Origin of the sequence: Pedococcus sp. 5OH_020 (assembly GCF_027812955.1) — a bacterium.
In the GTDB taxonomy this organism is placed as follows: Bacteria; Actinomycetota; Actinomycetes; order Actinomycetales; family Dermatophilaceae; genus Pedococcus.
The window spans coordinates 16,350-34,202 of record NZ_JAPYZV010000015.1; the positions used below are offsets into that span (position 1 = coordinate 16,350).

Here is a 17,853-nt window from a genome sequence, read left to right on the forward strand (position 1 = left end):
GCGGCGTGACGACCTCCAACCTCGTGCAGGCCGCCTACATCGTCTCGGCCGTGCTGTTCGTCCTGTCCCTCGCCGGCCTCTCCCGCCATGAGTCGGCCAAGGAGGGCAACGCCTTCGGTGTGACCGGCATGGCGCTGGCTCTCGTGGCGACCATCTGGCTGTCCGTGGACAGGTCTGGCAGCCGGCTCGCCACTCTCGCCCTCATCGTCGCCGCCATGGCGGTCGGGGCAGCGATCGGGCTCTGGCGGGCCCGCGTCGTCGAGATGACGCAGATGCCCGAGCTCGTGGCGATGCTGCACAGCTTCGTCGGCCTCGCCGCGGTCCTGGTGGGGTACAGCTCGTACCTGGAGTCCAGCGACGCGGGGACTGCTGACGGCCTGCACCTGGTCGAGGTCTTCCTCGGCGTCTTCATCGGTGCGGTCACCTTCACAGGCTCCATCGTGGCCTTCCTCAAGCTGAGCGCCCGCATCCGTTCAGCGCCGCTGATGCTGCCTGCCAGGCACTGGCTCAACCTGACGGCGCTCGTGCTCTCCGCCGTGCTGCTGGTGTGGTTCGTGCGGTCGCACTCTGTGGTCCCCCTGCTGGTGATGACCGTGGTGGCGCTGGCCTTCGGCTGGCACCTCGTCGCGTCCATCGGTGGCGGTGACATGCCGGTGGTCGTCTCCATGCTGAACAGCTACTCCGGCTGGGCGGCGGCAGCGGCCGGCTTCATGCTCGGCAACGACCTGCTCATCGTGACGGGCGCGCTCGTCGGGTCGTCCGGTGCGATCCTCAGCTACATCATGTGCCGGGCCATGAACCGCTCCTTCGTTTCGGTGATCGCCGGCGGCTTCGGTCAGGAGGTCTCCATGGGCGAGGACCGCGACTACGGCGAGCACCGGGAGACGACGGCCGCCGACGTGGCGGAGCTGCTGCGCGACGCCTCCTCCGTGGTCATCACTCCCGGCTACGGGATGGCCGTTGCGCAGGCGCAGTACCCGGTGGCGGAGCTCACCGCTCAGCTCCGCAAACGCGGCGTCGACGTCAAGTTCGGCATCCACCCCGTCGCCGGACGACTCCCCGGCCACATGAACGTGCTCCTCGCCGAGGCGAAGGTCCCCTACGACATCGTGCTGGAGATGGACGAGGTCAACCCCGACCTCCCGGGCACCGACGTCGTTCTCGTGATCGGTGCCAACGACACCGTGAACCCCTCCGCGGCCGAGGAGCCCAGCAGCCCGATCGCCGGTATGCCGGTGATCGAGGTCTGGAAGGCACGCACCGTCGTCGTGTTCAAGCGCTCGATGGCGACGGGCTACGCCGGCGTGCAGAACCCGTTGTTCTTCAAGGAGAACGCCCAGATGCTGTTCGGTGACGCCAAGGACCGGGTCGAGGACATCATCAAGGCGCTGTAGCCACTCGGCGGGCGGCACTCTGGCGAGCCGGCGAGAGGCGCTCTAGGGAGCCGGCGTGGCGGGCGAGGCCGGCGTCCCGGGCGCGGGGCCCGGATGGCCGGGGCCCGGATGGCCGGGGCCCGGATGGCCGGGGCCCGGATGGCCGGGGCCCGGATGTCCCGGGTCCGCGACGATGTCGAGCTCGTTGCCCTCCGGGTCCGCCATGACCTGCCACCAGATGCCCAGCGACGCCAGCAGATCCGTCACCGGCTCCCCGAGGCGCCGCCCGCCCAGCGCTTCCAGGCGCTCGACCAGGCCGGGAACCCCTAGCTCGAGCGGCGGGTGCACGTCCACGTGCATGCGGTTCTTGTGCACCTTCCCTTCGGGGACCCGCTGCAGGATGAAGACTGGCCCCGTTGGCTCGCCGTCGCGGGCGCGGAGCACGTCGAAGTCTTCGAGGGCGCCGGCCACCTCATAGCCCAGGGCGGCGCACCAGAAGGGCCTGAGCAGGCTCAGGTCCTGCCCGTCGAGCACCACACTGATGCGCATTCGGCCGACCCTAGGTGCTGGTGAGGCTGGGGACCTCGTCTTCCTTCGGACGTCCGGCGAGGCGGGCGTTGCGATGGCTGTAGAGGAAGTAGATGACGAAGCCTGCGGCCATCCACACCAGGAACCGGATCCAGGTCTCGATCGACAGGTTGAGCATGAGGTAGAGCGACGCCACCGCGGCCAGCAGCGGCACCACCGGCGACAGCGGCACGGTGAAGGCTCGCTTGAGGTCCGGACGCTTGCGCCGCAGGATCGGCACGGCCACGGACACGAGTGTGAAGGCGGCCAGCGTGCCGATGTTGACCATCTCCTCGAGGTCGATGTGGTTGCCCAGGTAGGCGCCGATGAAGGCCACGACGAGGCCGACGAGGATCGTGATGCGGACGGGGGTGCCCGTCCGGGGGTTCGTCCTGCCGAGGCTCGGCGGCAGGAGCCAGTCACGGCACATGGCGAACAGGACTCGGGAGGCGCCGATGATGAGCGTCATCACGACGGTCGTGAGCCCTGCGACCGCGCCACAGGAGATCACCGTGCCGTAGCCGGCCTTGCCCGCGTCCTTGAAAGCCGTGGCGAGTGCCGCGTCCGGGTCGATCTTGTCGTACCGCACCATCCCGGTGATGACGAACGCGACTGCGACGTAGAGGATCGTGCAGATCACCAGCGAGGCGATGATGCCGATCGGCAGGTCTCGCTGGGGGTTCCTGGCTTCCTCCGCGGTGGTCGCGACGACGTCGAACCCGATGTACGCGAAGAAGACGATCGAGGCGCCGGCCACGATTCCACCGAGGCCGTACGTCGTGGGCGTGAAGCCGAGCAGCGCCTGGATCACCGGCTGCTTGAGCCCCTCGCTGGCGGCCCCGGCCTTGGCCGGCGGAATGAAGGGGTGGTAGTTGGCCGACTTGATGTACGCGAGGCCCGCGAAGATGACGAAGAGCACGATGAACAGCTTGATCCCGACGAGGACCAGGTTGACCCGCATCGACTCCTTGATTCCCCAGGCGACCAGGGCGGTGAGGATCGCGATGAGCAGGAAGGCCAGCAGGTTGAGCTGGCCGGCCGGGTTGTCCTCGGTACGTGGCGCAAGGGCGTCCGGTAGGTGGATTCCCAGGTCGCCGAGGAGGAGGTTCGCATAGGACGACCAGCCCTGCGAGACGACGCCTGCGCCGAGGGCGAGTTCCAGGAGCAGGTCCCACCCGATGATCCAGGCCACCACCTCGCCCAACGAGGCGTACGAGAAGGTGTAGGCCGATCCAGAGACCGGGACGGTGGAGGCGAACTCGGCGTAGCAGAGAGCGGCGAGGGCGCACACGATCGCTGCGATGACGAACGAGATGACGATGGAGGGACCGGCGTAGGCCTTCGCCGCCTTGCCGGTGAACGTGAAGATGCCCGCGCCGATGATGACGCCGATGCCGAAGACGGTGAGGTCGAGCCAGGAGAGGCTCTTCTTGAGCGCGTAGTCCGGGTCGTCGGTCTCCCTGATGGACTGCTCGATCGACTTGGTCCTCAACACGGACATGGCCGGCCTCCAGGTCTGGTGCGTAGGCCGCCCTCCGGCGGCCCAGACGTCACGACACGCTAGCGCGGGGCGAGCCAGGACGCTTGTCGGCGGCGGCCCGTTCTGGGGACGGCCGCGACGCAAGGACGGGTCAGTCGTCAGCCATGGGTCAGTCGTCGTACTCGTCGCGCGGCGGGTAGAGCGGCATGGGCCCCGTGTCGGCGCTACGGTCGCGGGCCTGGAGGTCGGAGGAGCGGTACAGCGAACCGGCGGCGCGGTTCGGGCCCCGGTCCTCCTCGTTCCAGCCGGCATACAGGTCAGGTGGCGAGGGCTGCGAGGGGATGGAGCCCTCCCGGCCGTGTCCCACGCTCGCAGGCCACCCGTCCTCCTCCGCGACCAGCAGCGCCCGGTCCGGGACGCCGAAGATCTCCGCGCAGATGGCCCGGTAGTGGTGGTCGGGCTGAGGTACCCAGTTCACCACGCGCAGCGCCTGGTCCTGCCCGGCCGACTCCATGACGAAGCGCCCGTACCCCGTCAGCCGGCCTGGGACAGAACGCTCGTACGACATGTCGGTCACCTTCGTCAGCGGCATCATCGAGACCCTTCGGGTGATGAATCCGTAGAAGAGCAGGAGACGTTTGTCTGTGGCGACGAACCAGTCGTGACGCCATTGCGCGAGCAGGTAGAGCAGCCGCAGCACCAGGGCGAACCAGGCCCACCACACCACCGTGCTGACCAGGTGGAAGCTCGGCCCGACCTTGGCGTCCACCCAGAGGGCCACGATGCCCCCCGCCACCGCGCTTCCCACTGGCTCGGCCACCTTGCCCCAGTGCTGGTGCACGGCCGTGACGAGCCGTTCACCGTCGAGGAGGTACCGGTCGAGCTCCGCATGGCGTCGCGCCTGGCGGTCCATGGCGCGCTAGCGGCCGAGCAGGGCGTCGAAGAAGCTTCCGATGCTCTTGCCGCCGTCGACCAGGATCGACCCGGAGGTCCGGACGATGTCGGCTGCCTGGTTGGGCGAGGTGAAGATCGCGTAGGCGGCGAACGCGACGAGGACCCACAGCAGGATCTTCTTCACGCGCTGCATGCTGGTCTCCTTGGGGGCGGGTGTGCGGTGGACGCACCGCGTCGTCCATCGTGGCGCACGGCACCCGCGGGAGCGGTGAGGCGCGCCGCGCACTTCAACGGCTGGGGGCGGGCGCCTCAGACCAGTCCGTAAAGGCGGTCGCCGGCATCGCCGAGCCCCGGCACGATGTAGCCCTTGTCGTTGAGCCGCTCGTCCATGGCGCCGGTCACGATGGTGATGGGGATGTCCAGGTCGGCGAGCTCATCCTCGAGGTGGGCGATGCCCTCCGGCGTTGCCAGCAGGGTCACGGCGGTGATGTCGTCGGCGCCACGGTCCGCGAGGTAGCGGATCGTCATCGCGAGGGTTCCGCCCGTCGCGAGCATCGGGTCGACCACGTAGCACTGCCGCCCCGCCAGGTCGTCCGGCAGGCGGTTGGCATAGGTGATCGCCTCCAGCGTCTCCTCGTTGCGCTGCATCCCGAGAAAGCCCACCTCCGCACTCGGCAGCAGGCGCACCATGCCCTCGAGCATCCCGAGCCCGGCGCGCAGGATCGGCACGATGAGCGGCTTCGGGTTGGACAGCTTGATGCCCGTGGTGGGTGCTATGGGCGTCTCGATCTCGAAAGGCTCCACCCGCACGTCCCGCGTCGCCTCGTACGCCAGCAGGGTCACCAGCTCCTCGGCGAGCCTTCGGAACGTCGGGCTGTCCGTGCGCTTGTCACGAAGATAGGTGAGCTTGTGGGTGATCAGCGGATGGTCGGCGACGAGGACACGCATACGCGAAACTTAGCGCGTGACTCCCGCCCGCGGCCCCGCCCTCGACCCGCGGTACGCCGAGTGGATGGGGGTCGCGCTGGCCCTGGCAGCGCGCGCCGGTCGCGAGGGTGACGTGCCTGTCGGCGCGGTGGTGGTCTCCCCCGAGGGCGAGCTCGTCGGTGAGGGGCGCAACCTCCGTGAGGGCCGAACCGACCCGACGGCACACGCGGAGGTGCTCGCGTTGCGGGCCGCCGCCCTCGCCCTGGGCTCCTGGCGGCTGGAGGGTTGCACGCTGGTGGTCACGCTCGAGCCGTGCCCGATGTGTGCCGGCGCCTTGATGCTCGCCCGCATCTCGCGACTGGTGCTGGGTGCTTGGGACCCTAAGCTCGGCGCCACGGGGTCGGTGTGGGACATCGTGCGCGACCGCAGGGCCACCCACCGCGTCGAGGTGCTGGGGGGCGTGCGAGAGTCTGAGTGTTCCCAGGTGCTGCGGGAGTTCTTCGCCGCTCACCGAGCCGACGGCGTTCGAGGGGTAGGACCATGAGCGGGCTGGTCGGCGACCTCGTCAAGGAGGTCCTGAGCGCGCCGGCCTGGCTCGTCTACGTCATCGTTGCCCTGGTGGTCTTCGCCGAGGACGCGCTGTTCGTGGGTTTCGTCATCCCCGGCGAGACGCTGGCCGTCATCGGCGGGGTGACCGCGAGCCTCGGGCACACTTCGGTGTGGTGGGTCCTGGTCGTCGTGGTGGTCGCGGCGGTGGTGGGCGACTCGGTCGGCTACGAGATCGGCCGGATGTTCGGGCCTCGCGTCATGGGCCTGGGCGTCCTGCGGCGCAGGCAGAGGAAGCTGGATGCGGCGCAGGAGTTCCTGCGCCGTCGGGGCGGTTCGGCGGTGTTCCTCGGGCGGTGGACCGCCTTCTTCCGGGCTGTCATGCCGGCACTGGCAGGGCTTTCCGGGATGAGGTACCGCGTCTTCCTCCCGTGGAACGCGGTGGGCGGCATCGCCTGGGGTGCCACAGCCGTGACGGCCGGCTACCTGGCCGGGCAGTCCTACCACCGGGTGGAGAAGTGGCTTGGCCGTGGCGCGGCCGGCGTCGTCGCCCTGGTCGTGGTCGTGGCGATCGCCGTATGGGCGGTCAGGCGGCACCGCGCAGGAAGTGCAGCGTGAGTTCGCGAGGCGGTCGCCCCGGGTCGGGTCCGTCGTTCGCCTGAGCGCTGGACAGCACTCCAGTGCCCTATGACCGAAGGACGCTACCTCGGGCTCGGGGCGGAGGCGGCCTGCACCGTAGGTGAGCTCTCGGCCGACCTCTGGCCCGACTCTTCTGCGGATGCTGCGGTCACCCGTGGCATGACGGCGCCGGCGACCACCGTCAGGACGGAGGCGACGAGGACCGCTACGAACACGGCAGAGCCGGAGGCCACCGCCGTGCTGGGGTCGGTCTCCGGACGGCCGGAGGAGGCGATGACAGCATTGGCCACCGCTCCGAAGACCGCCGCGCCCACGGCACTGCCGATCGACCGGGCGAACATGCTCGTCCCGGTGGCCACCGCCCTTTCGTGCCACGCCACGCTCGCCTGGGCCGCGATCAGCGCGGGGGTGGCCACGAGGCCCATGCCCATGCCTGTGACGAAGCAGCCGATGGCCACGACCGCCACCGAGGGAGAATGCGAGAGCAGTGCCAGTGTGGCGGAACCCGCCACGATGAGGGCGAGGCCGATCAGGATCGTCGGGCGAAACCCCAGGCGCAGGTAGAAGATCCGGCCCGAGAGCGTGGCGCTGAGCGGCCAGCCGAGGGTGAGCGCTGCGAGCGCAAGACCGGCTACCAGCGGTGGTACGCCGAGGGAGTTCTCGAGGTAGGTCGGGACGAAGGACGTCAGCCCGATGAGGATCACGCCCACGCCCAGGGACAACGCCGTCGTCGTGGCGAGCAGCCTGCGGCTGAACACCCACAGAGGCAGCACCGGCTCGGCGGCGCGCCGCTCCACGAGGGCGAAAGTGGCGAGGAGCAGCCCTCCCACGACGAACACCGCGACGCTGGTCGGCGAGGCCCACGCCCAGGCCTGCCCACCTTCGAGCACGCCCAGGATCACCAGCGTCATCGCCGTGGTGAGCAGGACCGAGCCCAGGTAGTCCACCCGATGCTGTCGGCGTTCGACCCGCTCGTGGAAGCTGCGCAGGATCAAGCCACCGGCCACCAGGCACAGGGGCACGTTGACGAAGAAGATCCACCGCCAGATGCCGAGCTGGGAGAAGACTCCACCCAGGGTCGGGCCGACGACCGAGGCGATCGCCCAGACACTGGCGAGGTATCCCTGTGCCTTCGCCCGCTCGGCGACGCTGTAGATGTCACCGGCGATGGTGATGGCCATGGGCTGGACCGCCCCCGCACCGAGGCCCTGCACCGCGCGAAAGGCGATGAGGGCAGGCATGCTCCAGGCGAACCCGCACAGCACCGATCCGACCAGGAACAGCCCTATGCCGAGGAGCATCAGCGGCTTGCGCCCGACGGTGTCGGCCAGCTTGGCGTACACCGGGACGGACACGGCCTGGGCCAGGAGGTACACCGAGAAGAGCCAGGGGAACTGCGCGAAGCCGCCGAGGTCGCGCACGACGGATGGTACGGCGGTCGCGAGGATGGTCGCATCGATGGCGATCACGCCGGTCGAGACCATCAGCGCCAAGAGGATGGGGCCGCGCTCTGAGCGCAGTCCGACGGAGGCGTGCGAAGGTGACGTCACGCTCAAGGACAAGGCTCGCCGGTCCAGAGGCATTCCCCAGCGTCTCGATCTCGGACGCCAGCGGGGCCGCGGAGGCGATTTCGGGGGCGGGTGCGGCTCTAGTACTCTGCTCGGCGGTGGCGTGTCCGAGCGGCCTAAGGAGCACGCCTCGAAAGCGTGTGAGGGTTAACGCCCTCCGTGGGTTCAAATCCCACCGCCACCGCCAAGCCAACCAAGCGTGAGGGATCCCGACATGCTCGTCGGGGTCCCTCACAGTTCTCGAACGCCCGGGATCTGGCAGGAGCACGTTACGAACGACGGTTCGCACCGCGGCCGGCGGTGCTACCGCATACATCGACGGGCGCGTGCGGTCAGCTGCGGTACTCGTCCTCGGTGACATGGTCGAGCCACATGACGACTTGCCCGTCGTCTGCTTCCTGGATGGCGACGTGGCCCATGAACCGGTCGGGGGTGGCGCCATGCCACTGTTCCTCGCCCGGTTCGATGTAGACGACGTCGCCGGGGCGGATCTCCTGGACGTCTCCGCCGCGGCGGGCGACGTATCCGATGCCGTCGGTGACGTACAGGGTCTGACCCTTGCGATGGGTGTGCCAGGCCCTGCGGGAGCCGGGGGGGAACCGAACGTGGGCCGCGCCAACGGCGGACTGGTCGTCAGGATTGGCGGATGCCGTCGATGTGGACGGCGCCGGTGGACCAGTCGGCCGGGCCGGTACCGGTCTGACCGCTGCTGGGGGTGAACTTCACGCTGAGTGCCTCTTCTCGGGGAGTGTGCGGGCTGGTGGTGGAGGTCAGCGGTCGCCGACGCGGACGAGGGCCTTGATCGCGCGGCGCTCGTCCATGGCGGCGTACGCGTCGGCGATGTCCTCGAGGTCGACGCTCAGGTCGAACACCTTCCCCGGGTTGATGCTCCCTGCGATCACGGCCTCGAGCAGGTCGGGCTGGTAGTGGCGGGCTGGTGCGGGGCCGCCACGCATGCCGACGTTGCGGTAGAACGTGCCCCCTGCGTCGACGGGCGCGTCGTGGGGGACACCGACGCGGCCGACGACCGCGCCGGCCCTGGCAACGGCGAACGCGGTCTGCGTCGCTTCCCTGGTGCCGACGCGCTCCAGCACGGCGTCGGCGCCGTACCCGTCGGTCAGGTCCTGTAGCGCCTTCACGGCCTCCTCACCGCGGACGGTGATGATGTCGGTCGCGCCCCACTCGCGGGCGAGAGCGTGACGGTCCTGGTGGGTGCTGCCGAGGAGGATGATGCGCTTCGCGCCGAGGAGCTGCGCGGACAGGACGCCGGACAGGCCGACGGCGCCGTCTCCGACGACAGCGACAGTTGAGCCGGCCGTGACGCCTGCACTGACCGCGGCGTGGTACCCGGTGCTCATGACGTCGGTGAGCGCCAGCAGGGACGCCATCGTCTCCTCGGAGTAGTTCGCTCCGGGCACCTTCAGTGGCCCGGCAGCGAAAGGCGCGGGACTGCGGGGGTGGTGTTGCTCGTTCTTCTTGGTGCGGGCGAGCTCGTCGGCGACTGCGCGAGCCTGCTCGGACAGCTCCTGCGTGCGAGCGTCGTCGCCGGCTTGGACGGCACGCCAGTACTCGACTTTGAGGCGCACGTACCGCTGACGTAGAGCGATGCGCTGCGCCTCGGCGGTGAGGCGGCGGTCCTGCTCCTGTAGCAGCCGGACCTGGTCCGCGGCACCCGACGGGCCGAGCTGCCCGTTGGACACGTACTGCCGCATCTCAGCGACAGACATGCCCGTCGCAGCCAGGCAGGCGACCCAGATCAGCCGGTCGAGGTCCTCCTCGTCGTACACCCGGTGGTCGCTGCTTGCTACGCGACCCACTGGTGCAACGACACCGATGGTCTCGTAGTACCGCAGCGTGCTCGAACGCGAGGGAGCCAGAGGGCTGGGGGCCAGGCTCTGCGAGCGTTCGCGATCCCTGTTCGCCCCCGACGTGGATCTGCTGGGTCCACTGGTTGGCGGTCTGGGTGTGCACGGTGCAGTGGCGCTCGGCGACGAGGTCGGGCGCGGTGCCGGCGCTGCCCGAACGGCTCCATCTCGAGTCGCGTTCGACCTAGGAGATGGCCACAGGCCACCATGTCGGTGTGACCAGCCACGTTCCGTCCCTCCCGCGCAGCCTCCTCGCCGAGTTCCTGGGGACCGCCCTGCTGGTGGCCGTCGTGGTCGGCTCCGGGATTGCGGCCCAGCGGCTCTCACCCGGCGATGCCGGGCTCCAGCTGCTGGAGAACAGCACTGCCACGGTGCTCGGCCTGACCGTGCTGATCCTGCTCTTCGGGCCCGTGTCCGGCGCTCACTTCAACCCTGTCGTGTCACTCGCGGACTGGGTTGCCGGCCGCCGCGTCGGGGCCGGCCTGTCACTGCGGGACACGGGCGCGTATGCCGTCGCGCAGTTCTCCGGTGCCCTCGCCGGGTCGGTACTCGCCAACGCCATGTTCGAGGCGGCGACGTCGCTGTCCACCAGGCATCGGGCGAGTCCAGGGCACCTGCTCGGGGAGCTCGTGGCGACGTCGGGCCTGGTGTCGCTGATCTTCGCGCTCGCTCGAACCGGCCGTGGAGCTGTTGCTGCCCCGGCGGTCGGTGCGTACATCGGGGCGGCGTACTGGTTCACCAGCTCCACCTCCTTCGCCAACCCCGCGGTGACGGTCGGTCGGATGGTGTCGGACACCTTCGCGGGCATCGCGCCCGCCTCAACGCCCGCCTTCGTCATCGCCCAGGTGATCGGAGGCGCGTTCGGCCTTGCCGTCGTCCTGGCCCTCTACCCCGACGTCAGGAACATCGCCGACGACCTGGTCCTGCCGCACCCCACCTGCTCCCTCCAAGGACCCGAGGCAGCATCAACCCAGCTTCCAGGACAGGACGCTCGGCAATGACGGCCACCCCGGCGACCCTCCCCTGCGTGCTCTACGTCTGCGTGCACAACGCAGGCCGCTCCCAGATGGCCGCGGCGTACACCCACCACCTCTCCCGCGGGGCCGTCGAGGTGCTCTCTGCCGGTTCGGAACCGGGTGACCGGATCAACCCCGCCGTGCAGGAGGCCATGCTGGAAGACGGCATCGACATCACCGCCGAGCGACCGAAGCTGCTCACGACCGATGCGGTGAAGGCATCCGACGTCGTCATCACCATGGGCTGCGGGGACACGTGCCCCATCTACCCGGGCAAGCGGTACGAGGTCTGGGACCTTGAGGACCCTGCCGGACAGGGCCTGGACGCCGTACGCCCCATTCGCGACGAGATCCGGACCCGCGTCGTCGCACTCCTGACCAGCCTGGACATTCCGCCCAGGGCGGTTGCCCACCACGTCGATCATGAGTGACGCAGGTGCCGGAACTGTGCTACGAGCAGTCGACGCGTGCCCCAGCCTCGGCCGACACCCACACAGGTCTGGAAAGGCTCAGCCGCCGTGGAGCAGGCACGCTTCCAGTCCCCGACGGGCGCCCCGCTCCTCAAGAGGTAGGTCGGTTCACCCCGGGCTGAGACTGCGCCAACCAGAGGATGAGACGCGTCAAATGCACATCTTGCCCTCGGAGAGGCGAAGGGTGACTATATGCGGAGCAAACGCCCGAAGCCCTAGGAAGGGCGCAGGGAACGGGAGCGGCGTCACCAGGACGACCGTGACCGCGGGCAAGAGCGTCGATATGTGCTGCGCGCAAACCACGGACCCTGTTCCACGCCCGGGTCGGGGCCAAGTCGTTCGTCACAGCCACGAAACGATGCAAGGAGTGCATCATGACCCGGTTGAGCGCTGGTCGCCTGTTCTGGATCTCTGCCCTACTTCTCGCCCTGTCCTGGGTCTCTGCGGCGCCCACGAGCGCCGCGACGCCGGCGATGGCGACTCCCAGCGTTGCGTCCGCGACGACAGCGACCACCGCCGTTCCGGGCACCTTCAAGCCAGTCACGCCGACGCGCCTTCTCGACACCCGCACCGGTGTGGGTGCTCCGGCCGCCGCAGTGGGTCCCGGTGGGACCCTGCACCTCCAGGTCGATGGAAGGGGCGGCGTCCCCGCCACCGCTGTCTCCGCAGTCGTGCTGAACGTCGCCGTGGCCAGCCCCACCCGAAGCGGCTTTGTGACCGCCTACGCGGATGGCGCGGGACGGCCTGGAACCTCCAACCTCAACTTCACCGCTGGCCAGGGCGTCGCCAACCTCGTGGTCGCTCAGGTGGGCGCCAACGGCAAGGTGTCGCTGTACAACGGCTCCGCGGGCTCGACGCACCTTTTCGCGGACGTCAGTGGCTACTACCTGTCGGGCGCTCCCACCACTCCTGGCGCCTTCCGGCCTGTTGCGCCGGCGAGAGTGCTCGACACGCGCTTCGGCGTCGGAGCGCCGGCCGCCCCGGTCGGGCCGGGCGGCGTCATGCCCGTGCAGGTGACCGGTCGCGGTGGAGTGCCGGCGACCGGGGTCTCGGCGGTGGTGGTGAACGTGACGGTCACCGCCCCGAGCCAGGGCGGCTACGCCACGGTGTATGCCGACGGGTCGGCCCGACCGGGCACGTCCAACCTGAACTTCAGGGCTGGCCAGTCGGTGCCGAACCTCGTGGTGGCAAGAGTGGGTACCACCGGCAGGATCGCCCTCTACAACGGGTCGACCGGTTCGACGCACTTCTTCGCGGACATCGCCGGCTACTACCTTGCGGGCACGCCGAGTGCGCCTGGAGCGTTCAGGTCTGTCGCGCCGGCGCGAGTTCTGGACACTCGCTCAGGTGTCGGGGCGCCGGCTGTCAAGGTGGCCCCCGGCGGCACTCTCCACCTTCAGCTCACGGGCCGGGGCGGCATACCGGCGACTGGCGTGGCCGCGGTCGTGCTGAACGTCACCGTGGCCAGCCCCACTCGTAGCGGCTATGCCACCCTCTACGCCGACGGGTCATCGCGCCCGGGGACGTCGAACGTGAACTTCTCAGCAGGACAGATCGTGCCCAACCTGGTGGTCTCCAGGCTAGGAAGCAACGGCAAGGTCGCCGTCTACAACGGGTCGGCCGGGTCGACGCACTTCTTCGCAGACGTCGCGGGCTACTACCTGGCCCCGGCAACCCCCGTGACCCCCGGCACCACGTGCACGAGCCCGATCTTCACCACCAGTGACCCCAACGGCGGGATCAGCAACGGTGGGTACTACGTGCACAACAACCTGTGGAACGCCTCGCGCTATCCCGGCACCAGAGGCACCACGGAGGTCTGCTCCTACAAGTCCTGGAACCACTACGGCACGGCCACCAACACCGGCGACGGCGCGGTCAAGACCTACCCCAACGTGCACAAGGACTACTCCGGGCGGACCATCTCCAGCTTCCCCCGGCTCACCTCCACCTACGCCGCCACCGCCCCTGGCGTCGGGATCTACAACGTCGCCTACGACCTGTGGCTCAACGGGGTGCCCAACGACGAGGTGATGATCTGGACCGACAACCACAACCAGGTCCCGGCCGGGTCCCGGTTCGCCTCCGGGGTCAGCCTCGGCGGGCGGACCTGGGACGTGTACGCGACCAGCGGCAACGGGTACATCGCCTTCGTCCCCTCAGGCGGGGCCCGGTACCCCTCGGGGACCGTCGACCTCAAGGCCATGCTGACCTACCTGGTCAGCCACGGCCGGGTCGCCTCGGGATCCACGGTCGACCAGATCTGCTACGGCGTGGAGATCGTCGACACGGGCGGCTCCCAGGCCACGTGGCACTTCACCGACTTCTCCATCACCGACAGCTGACACCGACTCCTGACCCCGCTCCCGACGCGTCTCGGGAACCGCAGGCGCAGGCGCCGCCGACACCCAGTGCCGGCGGCGCCCGGGCTTGTCAGCCGTGGGTGGGTGGCCCGATGGAGGAACGCTCAACGAACACCGTGGGAAGCCTGTCGTGGACCGGCGACCGCTGCTCGCCGCCGATGCGGTCCAGCAGGCGCTCACACGCTGCCACGCCGATCTCGTACATCGGCTGTGTGACGACCGTGAGCGGCGGCGACACCAGGTCGGCCCACTCCGCGTCGTCGAACCCCAGCAGGGAGACGTGCTCGGGGCACCGGATACTCCGCTCGCGAAAGCACTGCAAAGCACCCAGTGACTGGATGGAGTCGAAGGCGAGGATCGCGGTCGGCGGCTGTGGAAGGTCCATGAGGAGATGCACCTCGGAGACGGCGTCCTCGCGCCGGAAGCCGTTGGCGGAGAAGTACTCCGGACGCATCGTGATCCCCGCCGCCGTCAGCGCGTCCCGGTAGCCGGCGGCCCGCGAGCCCACGGTGGTGGCGGAGAGCCGCTCCACACCTCTCATGTCGGGGCGCACGAGACGCTCCCGGATCTCCGGTGTGCCGCCGGTCACGATGGCGATGCGCTCGTGACCCAGGGACAGCAGCCGCTCTGTGGCCAGTCGTGCGGCCTTCCGGTTGTCGATACCGACCGTATCCGCGGCGAGCCCGGACACCCGGCGGTCGAGCAGGACGATCGGCGTGCCCGACGCGATGACCTCGCGCAGGTGCTTGCGGTCGCCGGCATCCGCCGGGCACACGACCATCCCGTCCACGCGCCGTGCTGCCAGCAGTGAGACTGCGCTGCGCTCCTTCTCCAGCTCCTCGTCCGTGTTGGCGAGCAGGACCTCGAAGCCCCGGCTGCGCGCCGTGTCCGTGATGCCTCGCAGGGAACGGCGGAAGAACGGGTTCTCGATGTCGGAGATGACCACGCCGATGGTCTGCGTGGACCCCGTGATCATGCTGCGTGCGAGGACGTTCGGCCGGTAGCCGAGCACCTCGGCGGCGTCCAGGACCCGCTGGCGGGTCGACTCTCGCACCGACCCGTAGCCGCCGAGTGCACGCGCCGCTGTGGCCGTGGAGACGCCCGCGTGCTGCGCGACGTCCGGCAACGTCGCCATGCCCCTGACCTCGTCGAGCCTGCGCACGGTTGACCCTCTTCCTCGCCGCCCGGACGTCTGTCCTGGCCGTTGCCATGTCGACCCTAGCGGTGCCCTCGCGGGGGAGCTGCCTGGGCGTCGTCGAGGAATTCCGGGAAACCTCTTGGCCAGCCCATGCCACTTTTGAGAACGCTCTCAACGCCGTGTCTGAGAACGTTACCAAACCGCGGGGAGATGGGGAACGGAAGACGCCGGAGACACGGTTGCGCCGACCCCGTGGACGGGCGCGGCGGCCTCCTATGCTGGCGGGATGGATCTGGAGTTCAGCGGCGAGATCTGGTTCTGGAAGGGGCCGGCGCCGTGGCACTTCGTGACGGTCCCCGACGAGGAGTCCGGGGCGCTGCAGGCGGCGTCGGCACTGGTCACCTACGGGTGGGGGATGATCCCCGTGACGGCGCGCATCGGCAGTACCCGCTGGACGACGTCCCTCTTCCCCAAGGAGGGCCGCTATGTCGTGCCGGTCAAGACCGTCGTACGCCGCGCCGAGCGGCTGGAGGTCGGCGACGTGGTGACGGTGCGACTGCTGGTCGGAAGCTGACCTCGCACTAGGATCGGTCCCCTGCGGGAAGCCATGTACGGCTCTGAAGCCCCGTTGGGGTATGAGTCCCGATTCCGGAATGAGTCTCGATTCGGGAATGAGGACGGTGCCCAGTAGGGTTGACCCTGTCGATGCCCGACAAGGTGCATCGCGGTCGTCTGCTCCGCGCCCCAACTCTGGTTGGCGCCGTCAGCTCACAGGTTTGTGAGTGGTCGAGCATTGCCGGCCACCCCTACTGCTGATGAGAGCTCCTTCATGTCTTCGCACCATCCCACCGTCCCGTTCTCCGAGCTCGGCGTCCCAGCCGCCCTGGTCACCGCGCTGAACCGGGGCGGAATCACCGCGCCGTTCCCGATCCAGGCCGCCACGCTGCCGGACTCCCTGACGGGTCGCGACGTCCTCGGCCGTGGCCGGACCGGCAGCGGCAAGACCATCGCCTTCGCGCTCCCCACGTTGGCAGTCCTGGCGAGGTCGGCCCGTCGACGCAACGCCGGCGCTCCGCGCGCTCTCGTGCTGGTCCCCACGCGCGAGCTGGCCACCCAGGTGGCAGAGACCATGGCTCCGCTGGCGCAGGCGCTCGATCTTCGCGTCATGACGATCTTCGGCGGCGTGGGCCAGAACCCGCAGGTGACCGCGCTACGCCGAGGCGTGGACGTCGTGATCGCTACGCCGGGCAGGCTGGAGGACCTGATCGGTCAGCGGCACGTGACGCTCGACGCGATCGAGGTCACCGTGCTGGACGAGGCGGACCACATGGCCGACCTGGGGTTCCTGCCCGCCGTCAAGCGCCTTATGGACGCCACGCCCCGCGACGGTCAGCGGCTGCTCTTCTCGGCGACCTTGGACAACGCCATCGACCAGCTCGTCCGCCGGTACCTCAAGAACCCGGTCACCCACTCGGTCGACACCGCGGCTTCCCCCGTGCCGGCGATGACCCACCACGTCTTCCACGTCTCCCGCGACAACAAGCCGGCGGTCGTACGGGAGCTGGTTGCCGGTCGAGGGCGAACCCTGGCGTTCACCCGGACGAAGCACGGGGCGAAGAAGCTCGCGAAGCAGCTCACGGCGTCCGGCATTCCCGCCGTGGACCTGCACGGCAACCTCTCCCAGAGCGCGCGCCAGCGCAACCTCGCCTCCTTCAGTGAAGGCTCGACCCGCGTGCTGGTCGCGACCGACATCGCGGCTCGCGGGATCCACGTCGACGACGTCACCCTGGTCGTCCACGTCGACCCGCCGGCCGAGCACAAGGCCTACCTTCACCGGTCAGGCCGTACCGCGCGGGCGGGCGCCGAGGGCGTCGTCGTCACGGTCAGCACCCCCGACGAGCGCGGTGACACCAGGACCCTGATGCGCCAGGCCGGGATCAAGCCGACCGCCTCGGAGGTCGCACCAGGACATCCCCTCATCGGCGAGCTGACCGGCCCTACCGCCGAGCCTGTCGCTCCGGTCGCCGCCCCGGCCTCGCCGCAGCACGCGGCGCGGCGGGGGGCGACGGGTGACCGCAGTGCGGCCCGCACGTCGGGGGGCCGCTCTTCGGGCGAGCGCAGCCAGGGTGGCCGCAACGGTCGCGCCGGCGCCGGCCAGTCGCGCGGAAAGAGCGGGAGCCGGCGCGAGGACTCTCGGTCCACCTCCACGGCACGGCCTGCTTCCGGCAATGCCGGTGGGCGACCCCGTACGCCGGGCGTGGCTGCCCCGCGCTCGAGTGGTGGACTCGCCGGCTTCTCCGCGGGACGCCGCAGCCGCTGACAAGCTCGCCTGGCGTCGCGCGCGGACTCGTGGGCGGCGGTCGTGGGCTGACCCGGCTCCCCGTCGTTTGAGGGAGCCTCCCCCCTCCGCGGCGTGGGATCGTGACGCCATGGCGTCGCCCGTCCCACGGGGCATGGCCGCGCCGGTGAGGACAGGTCTCGCCGGAGTGCTGCTTCTCGGTGCCGGAGTGAGCGTGGCACTCGGGGTGTACGCCGCTGCGCACGAGCCGAGCTCACGGCCGCTCGTGACGCTGGGCTTCTCCGGCATGCTGCAGATGAAGACGTGGCTGGCCACCGGCGCCCTGGCCCTCGTCGTCCTACAGCTGGTGACGGCGCTCTGGATGTGGCAGCGGCTCCCGGGTGCGGGGCCGGCCCCCGGCTGGGTCGGACCCGTCCATCGCTGGAGCGGCAGTGTCGCGTTCCTCTTGACGCTGCCCGTCGCCTTCCACTGCCTCTGGGCCCTCGGGCTCGGCAGCATGACTCCCCGAGTCATGCTGCACAGCGTCGCCGGGTGCCTCTTCTACGGGGCGTATGCCGCCAAGATGCTCGGGCTGCGGCTGGACGGCCTCCCTTCCCTGGCCGTGCCCGTCCTCGGGGGCCTCGTCCTCGGCTCGCTGGTCGCCGTCTGGGCCAGCGCAGCGCTGTGGTTCTTCTCCCGTTCCGGCCTACCGGTCTTCTAGCTGGGACC

17 protein-coding genes, 1 tRNA gene and 1 pseudogene are annotated in these 17,853 nt (G+C 69.7%); 10 read left to right on the forward strand and 9 right to left on the reverse strand.

Annotated features, from left to right (window positions below; all coding sequences use genetic code 11):
* Window positions 1–5 precede the first annotated feature (5 nt).
* On the forward strand, window positions 6–1,394 hold the full coding sequence (pntB, locus tag PHA84_RS19600; protein WP_270889831.1) for a Re/Si-specific NAD(P)(+) transhydrogenase subunit beta: 1,389 nt from the start codon (window positions 6–8) through the stop codon (window positions 1,392–1,394).
* A 42-nt stretch (window positions 1,395–1,436) separates the two neighbouring features.
* Here pntB and PHA84_RS19605 read toward each other — a convergent pair whose 3' ends face one another.
* The 5 genes from PHA84_RS19605 to upp all read right to left on the reverse strand — a co-directional run bounded on the left by PHA84_RS19605 (window position 1,437) and on the right by upp (window position 5,262).
* Window positions 1,437–1,922 (reverse strand): VOC family protein, encoded by a 486-nt coding sequence (locus PHA84_RS19605; protein WP_270889832.1) that lies wholly within the window; start codon window positions 1,920–1,922, stop codon window positions 1,437–1,439.
* 10 nt (window positions 1,923–1,932) lie between these two features.
* Window positions 1,933–3,441 (reverse strand): APC family permease, encoded by a 1,509-nt coding sequence (locus PHA84_RS19610; protein ID WP_270889833.1) that lies wholly within the window; start codon window positions 3,439–3,441, stop codon window positions 1,933–1,935.
* 148 nt (window positions 3,442–3,589) lie between these two features.
* Window positions 3,590–4,333, reverse strand: coding sequence for a PH domain-containing protein (locus PHA84_RS19615; protein ID WP_270889834.1), 744 nt, complete (start codon window positions 4,331–4,333; stop codon window positions 3,590–3,592).
* 6 nt (window positions 4,334–4,339) lie between these two features.
* Window positions 4,340–4,507: a hypothetical protein gene (locus PHA84_RS19620; protein ID WP_270889835.1), complete on the reverse strand. Its 168-nt coding sequence runs from the start codon at window positions 4,505–4,507 to the stop codon at window positions 4,340–4,342.
* 116 nt (window positions 4,508–4,623) lie between these two features.
* The gene (upp, locus tag PHA84_RS19625) at window positions 4,624–5,262 is read right to left on the reverse strand and encodes a uracil phosphoribosyltransferase (protein WP_270889836.1); all 639 of its coding nucleotides are present in this window, start codon (window positions 5,260–5,262) and stop codon (window positions 4,624–4,626) included.
* A 64-nt stretch (window positions 5,263–5,326) separates the two neighbouring features.
* On the opposite strand from upp, the gene PHA84_RS19630 reads away from it, so the two are divergent.
* The gene (locus PHA84_RS19630; protein ID WP_270889883.1) at window positions 5,327–5,785 is read left to right on the forward strand and encodes a nucleoside deaminase; all 459 of its coding nucleotides are present in this window, start codon (window positions 5,327–5,329) and stop codon (window positions 5,783–5,785) included.
* A complete protein-coding gene (locus tag PHA84_RS19635; protein ID WP_270889837.1) occupies window positions 5,782–6,405 on the forward strand; it encodes a DedA family protein in 624 nt (207 codons plus the stop codon). The genes PHA84_RS19630 and PHA84_RS19635 overlap by 4 nt, the downstream gene beginning before the upstream one ends.
* An 83-nt stretch (window positions 6,406–6,488) precedes the next feature.
* Here PHA84_RS19635 and PHA84_RS19640 read toward each other — a convergent pair whose 3' ends face one another.
* Window positions 6,489–7,976, reverse strand: coding sequence for an MFS transporter (locus tag PHA84_RS19640; RefSeq protein WP_270889884.1), 1,488 nt, complete (start codon window positions 7,974–7,976; stop codon window positions 6,489–6,491).
* Between the two features lie 115 nt (window positions 7,977–8,091).
* Here PHA84_RS19640 and PHA84_RS19645 point away from each other — a divergent pair.
* Window positions 8,092–8,181: transfer RNA gene (locus PHA84_RS19645), tRNA-Ser, on the forward strand.
* Between the two features lie 145 nt (window positions 8,182–8,326).
* Here PHA84_RS19645 and PHA84_RS19650 read toward each other — a convergent pair.
* Both PHA84_RS19650 and PHA84_RS19655 read right to left on the reverse strand, forming a co-directional pair.
* A pseudogene (locus tag PHA84_RS19650) lies at window positions 8,327–8,578 on the reverse strand (cupin domain-containing protein); the annotation flags it as partial.
* A gap of 186 nt (window positions 8,579–8,764) precedes the next feature.
* Window positions 8,765–10,186 (reverse strand): zinc-binding dehydrogenase, encoded by a 1,422-nt coding sequence (locus tag PHA84_RS19655; protein WP_270889838.1) that lies wholly within the window; start codon window positions 10,184–10,186, stop codon window positions 8,765–8,767.
* On the opposite strand from PHA84_RS19655, the gene PHA84_RS19660 reads away from it, so the two are divergent.
* The 3 genes from PHA84_RS19660 to PHA84_RS19670 all read left to right on the forward strand — a co-directional run bounded on the left by PHA84_RS19660 (window position 10,075) and on the right by PHA84_RS19670 (window position 13,690).
* Window positions 10,075–10,860, forward strand: coding sequence for an aquaporin (locus tag PHA84_RS19660; RefSeq protein ID WP_270889839.1), 786 nt, complete (start codon window positions 10,075–10,077; stop codon window positions 10,858–10,860). The two genes, PHA84_RS19655 and PHA84_RS19660, sit on opposite strands and share 112 nt — an antisense overlap.
* Window positions 10,857–11,306, forward strand: coding sequence for an arsenate reductase ArsC (locus tag PHA84_RS19665; RefSeq protein WP_270889840.1), 450 nt, complete (start codon window positions 10,857–10,859; stop codon window positions 11,304–11,306). The genes PHA84_RS19660 and PHA84_RS19665 overlap by 4 nt, the downstream gene beginning before the upstream one ends.
* A 413-nt stretch (window positions 11,307–11,719) precedes the next feature.
* A complete protein-coding gene (locus PHA84_RS19670) occupies window positions 11,720–13,690 on the forward strand; it encodes a GH12 family glycosyl hydrolase domain-containing protein (protein ID WP_270889841.1) in 1,971 nt (656 codons plus the stop codon).
* Window positions 13,691–13,778: 88 nt separating this feature from the next.
* Here the strand turns inward: PHA84_RS19670 and PHA84_RS19675 are convergent, their stop codons facing one another.
* Window positions 13,779–14,870: a LacI family DNA-binding transcriptional regulator gene (locus PHA84_RS19675; protein WP_270889842.1), complete on the reverse strand. Its 1,092-nt coding sequence runs from the start codon at window positions 14,868–14,870 to the stop codon at window positions 13,779–13,781.
* A gap of 262 nt (window positions 14,871–15,132) precedes the next feature.
* Between PHA84_RS19675 and PHA84_RS19680 the strand changes: the two genes are divergently transcribed.
* The 3 genes from PHA84_RS19680 (at window position 15,133) to PHA84_RS19690 (ending at window position 17,845) form a co-directional block, all read left to right on the forward strand.
* Complete coding sequence (locus PHA84_RS19680; protein WP_270889843.1) at window positions 15,133–15,420, forward strand: DUF1905 domain-containing protein; 288 nt, start codon at window positions 15,133–15,135, stop codon at window positions 15,418–15,420.
* Window positions 15,421–15,675: 255 nt separating this feature from the next.
* Window positions 15,676–17,166 carry a DEAD/DEAH box helicase gene (locus tag PHA84_RS19685; RefSeq protein ID WP_270889844.1) on the forward strand — a complete coding sequence of 497 codons (1,491 nt, stop codon included), beginning with the start codon at window positions 15,676–15,678 and terminating at the stop codon, window positions 17,164–17,166.
* A 109-nt stretch (window positions 17,167–17,275) separates the two neighbouring features.
* Window positions 17,276–17,845: a DUF6529 family protein gene (locus PHA84_RS19690; RefSeq protein WP_270889845.1), complete on the forward strand. Its 570-nt coding sequence runs from the start codon at window positions 17,276–17,278 to the stop codon at window positions 17,843–17,845.
* Window positions 17,846–17,853: the final 8 nt, after the last annotated feature.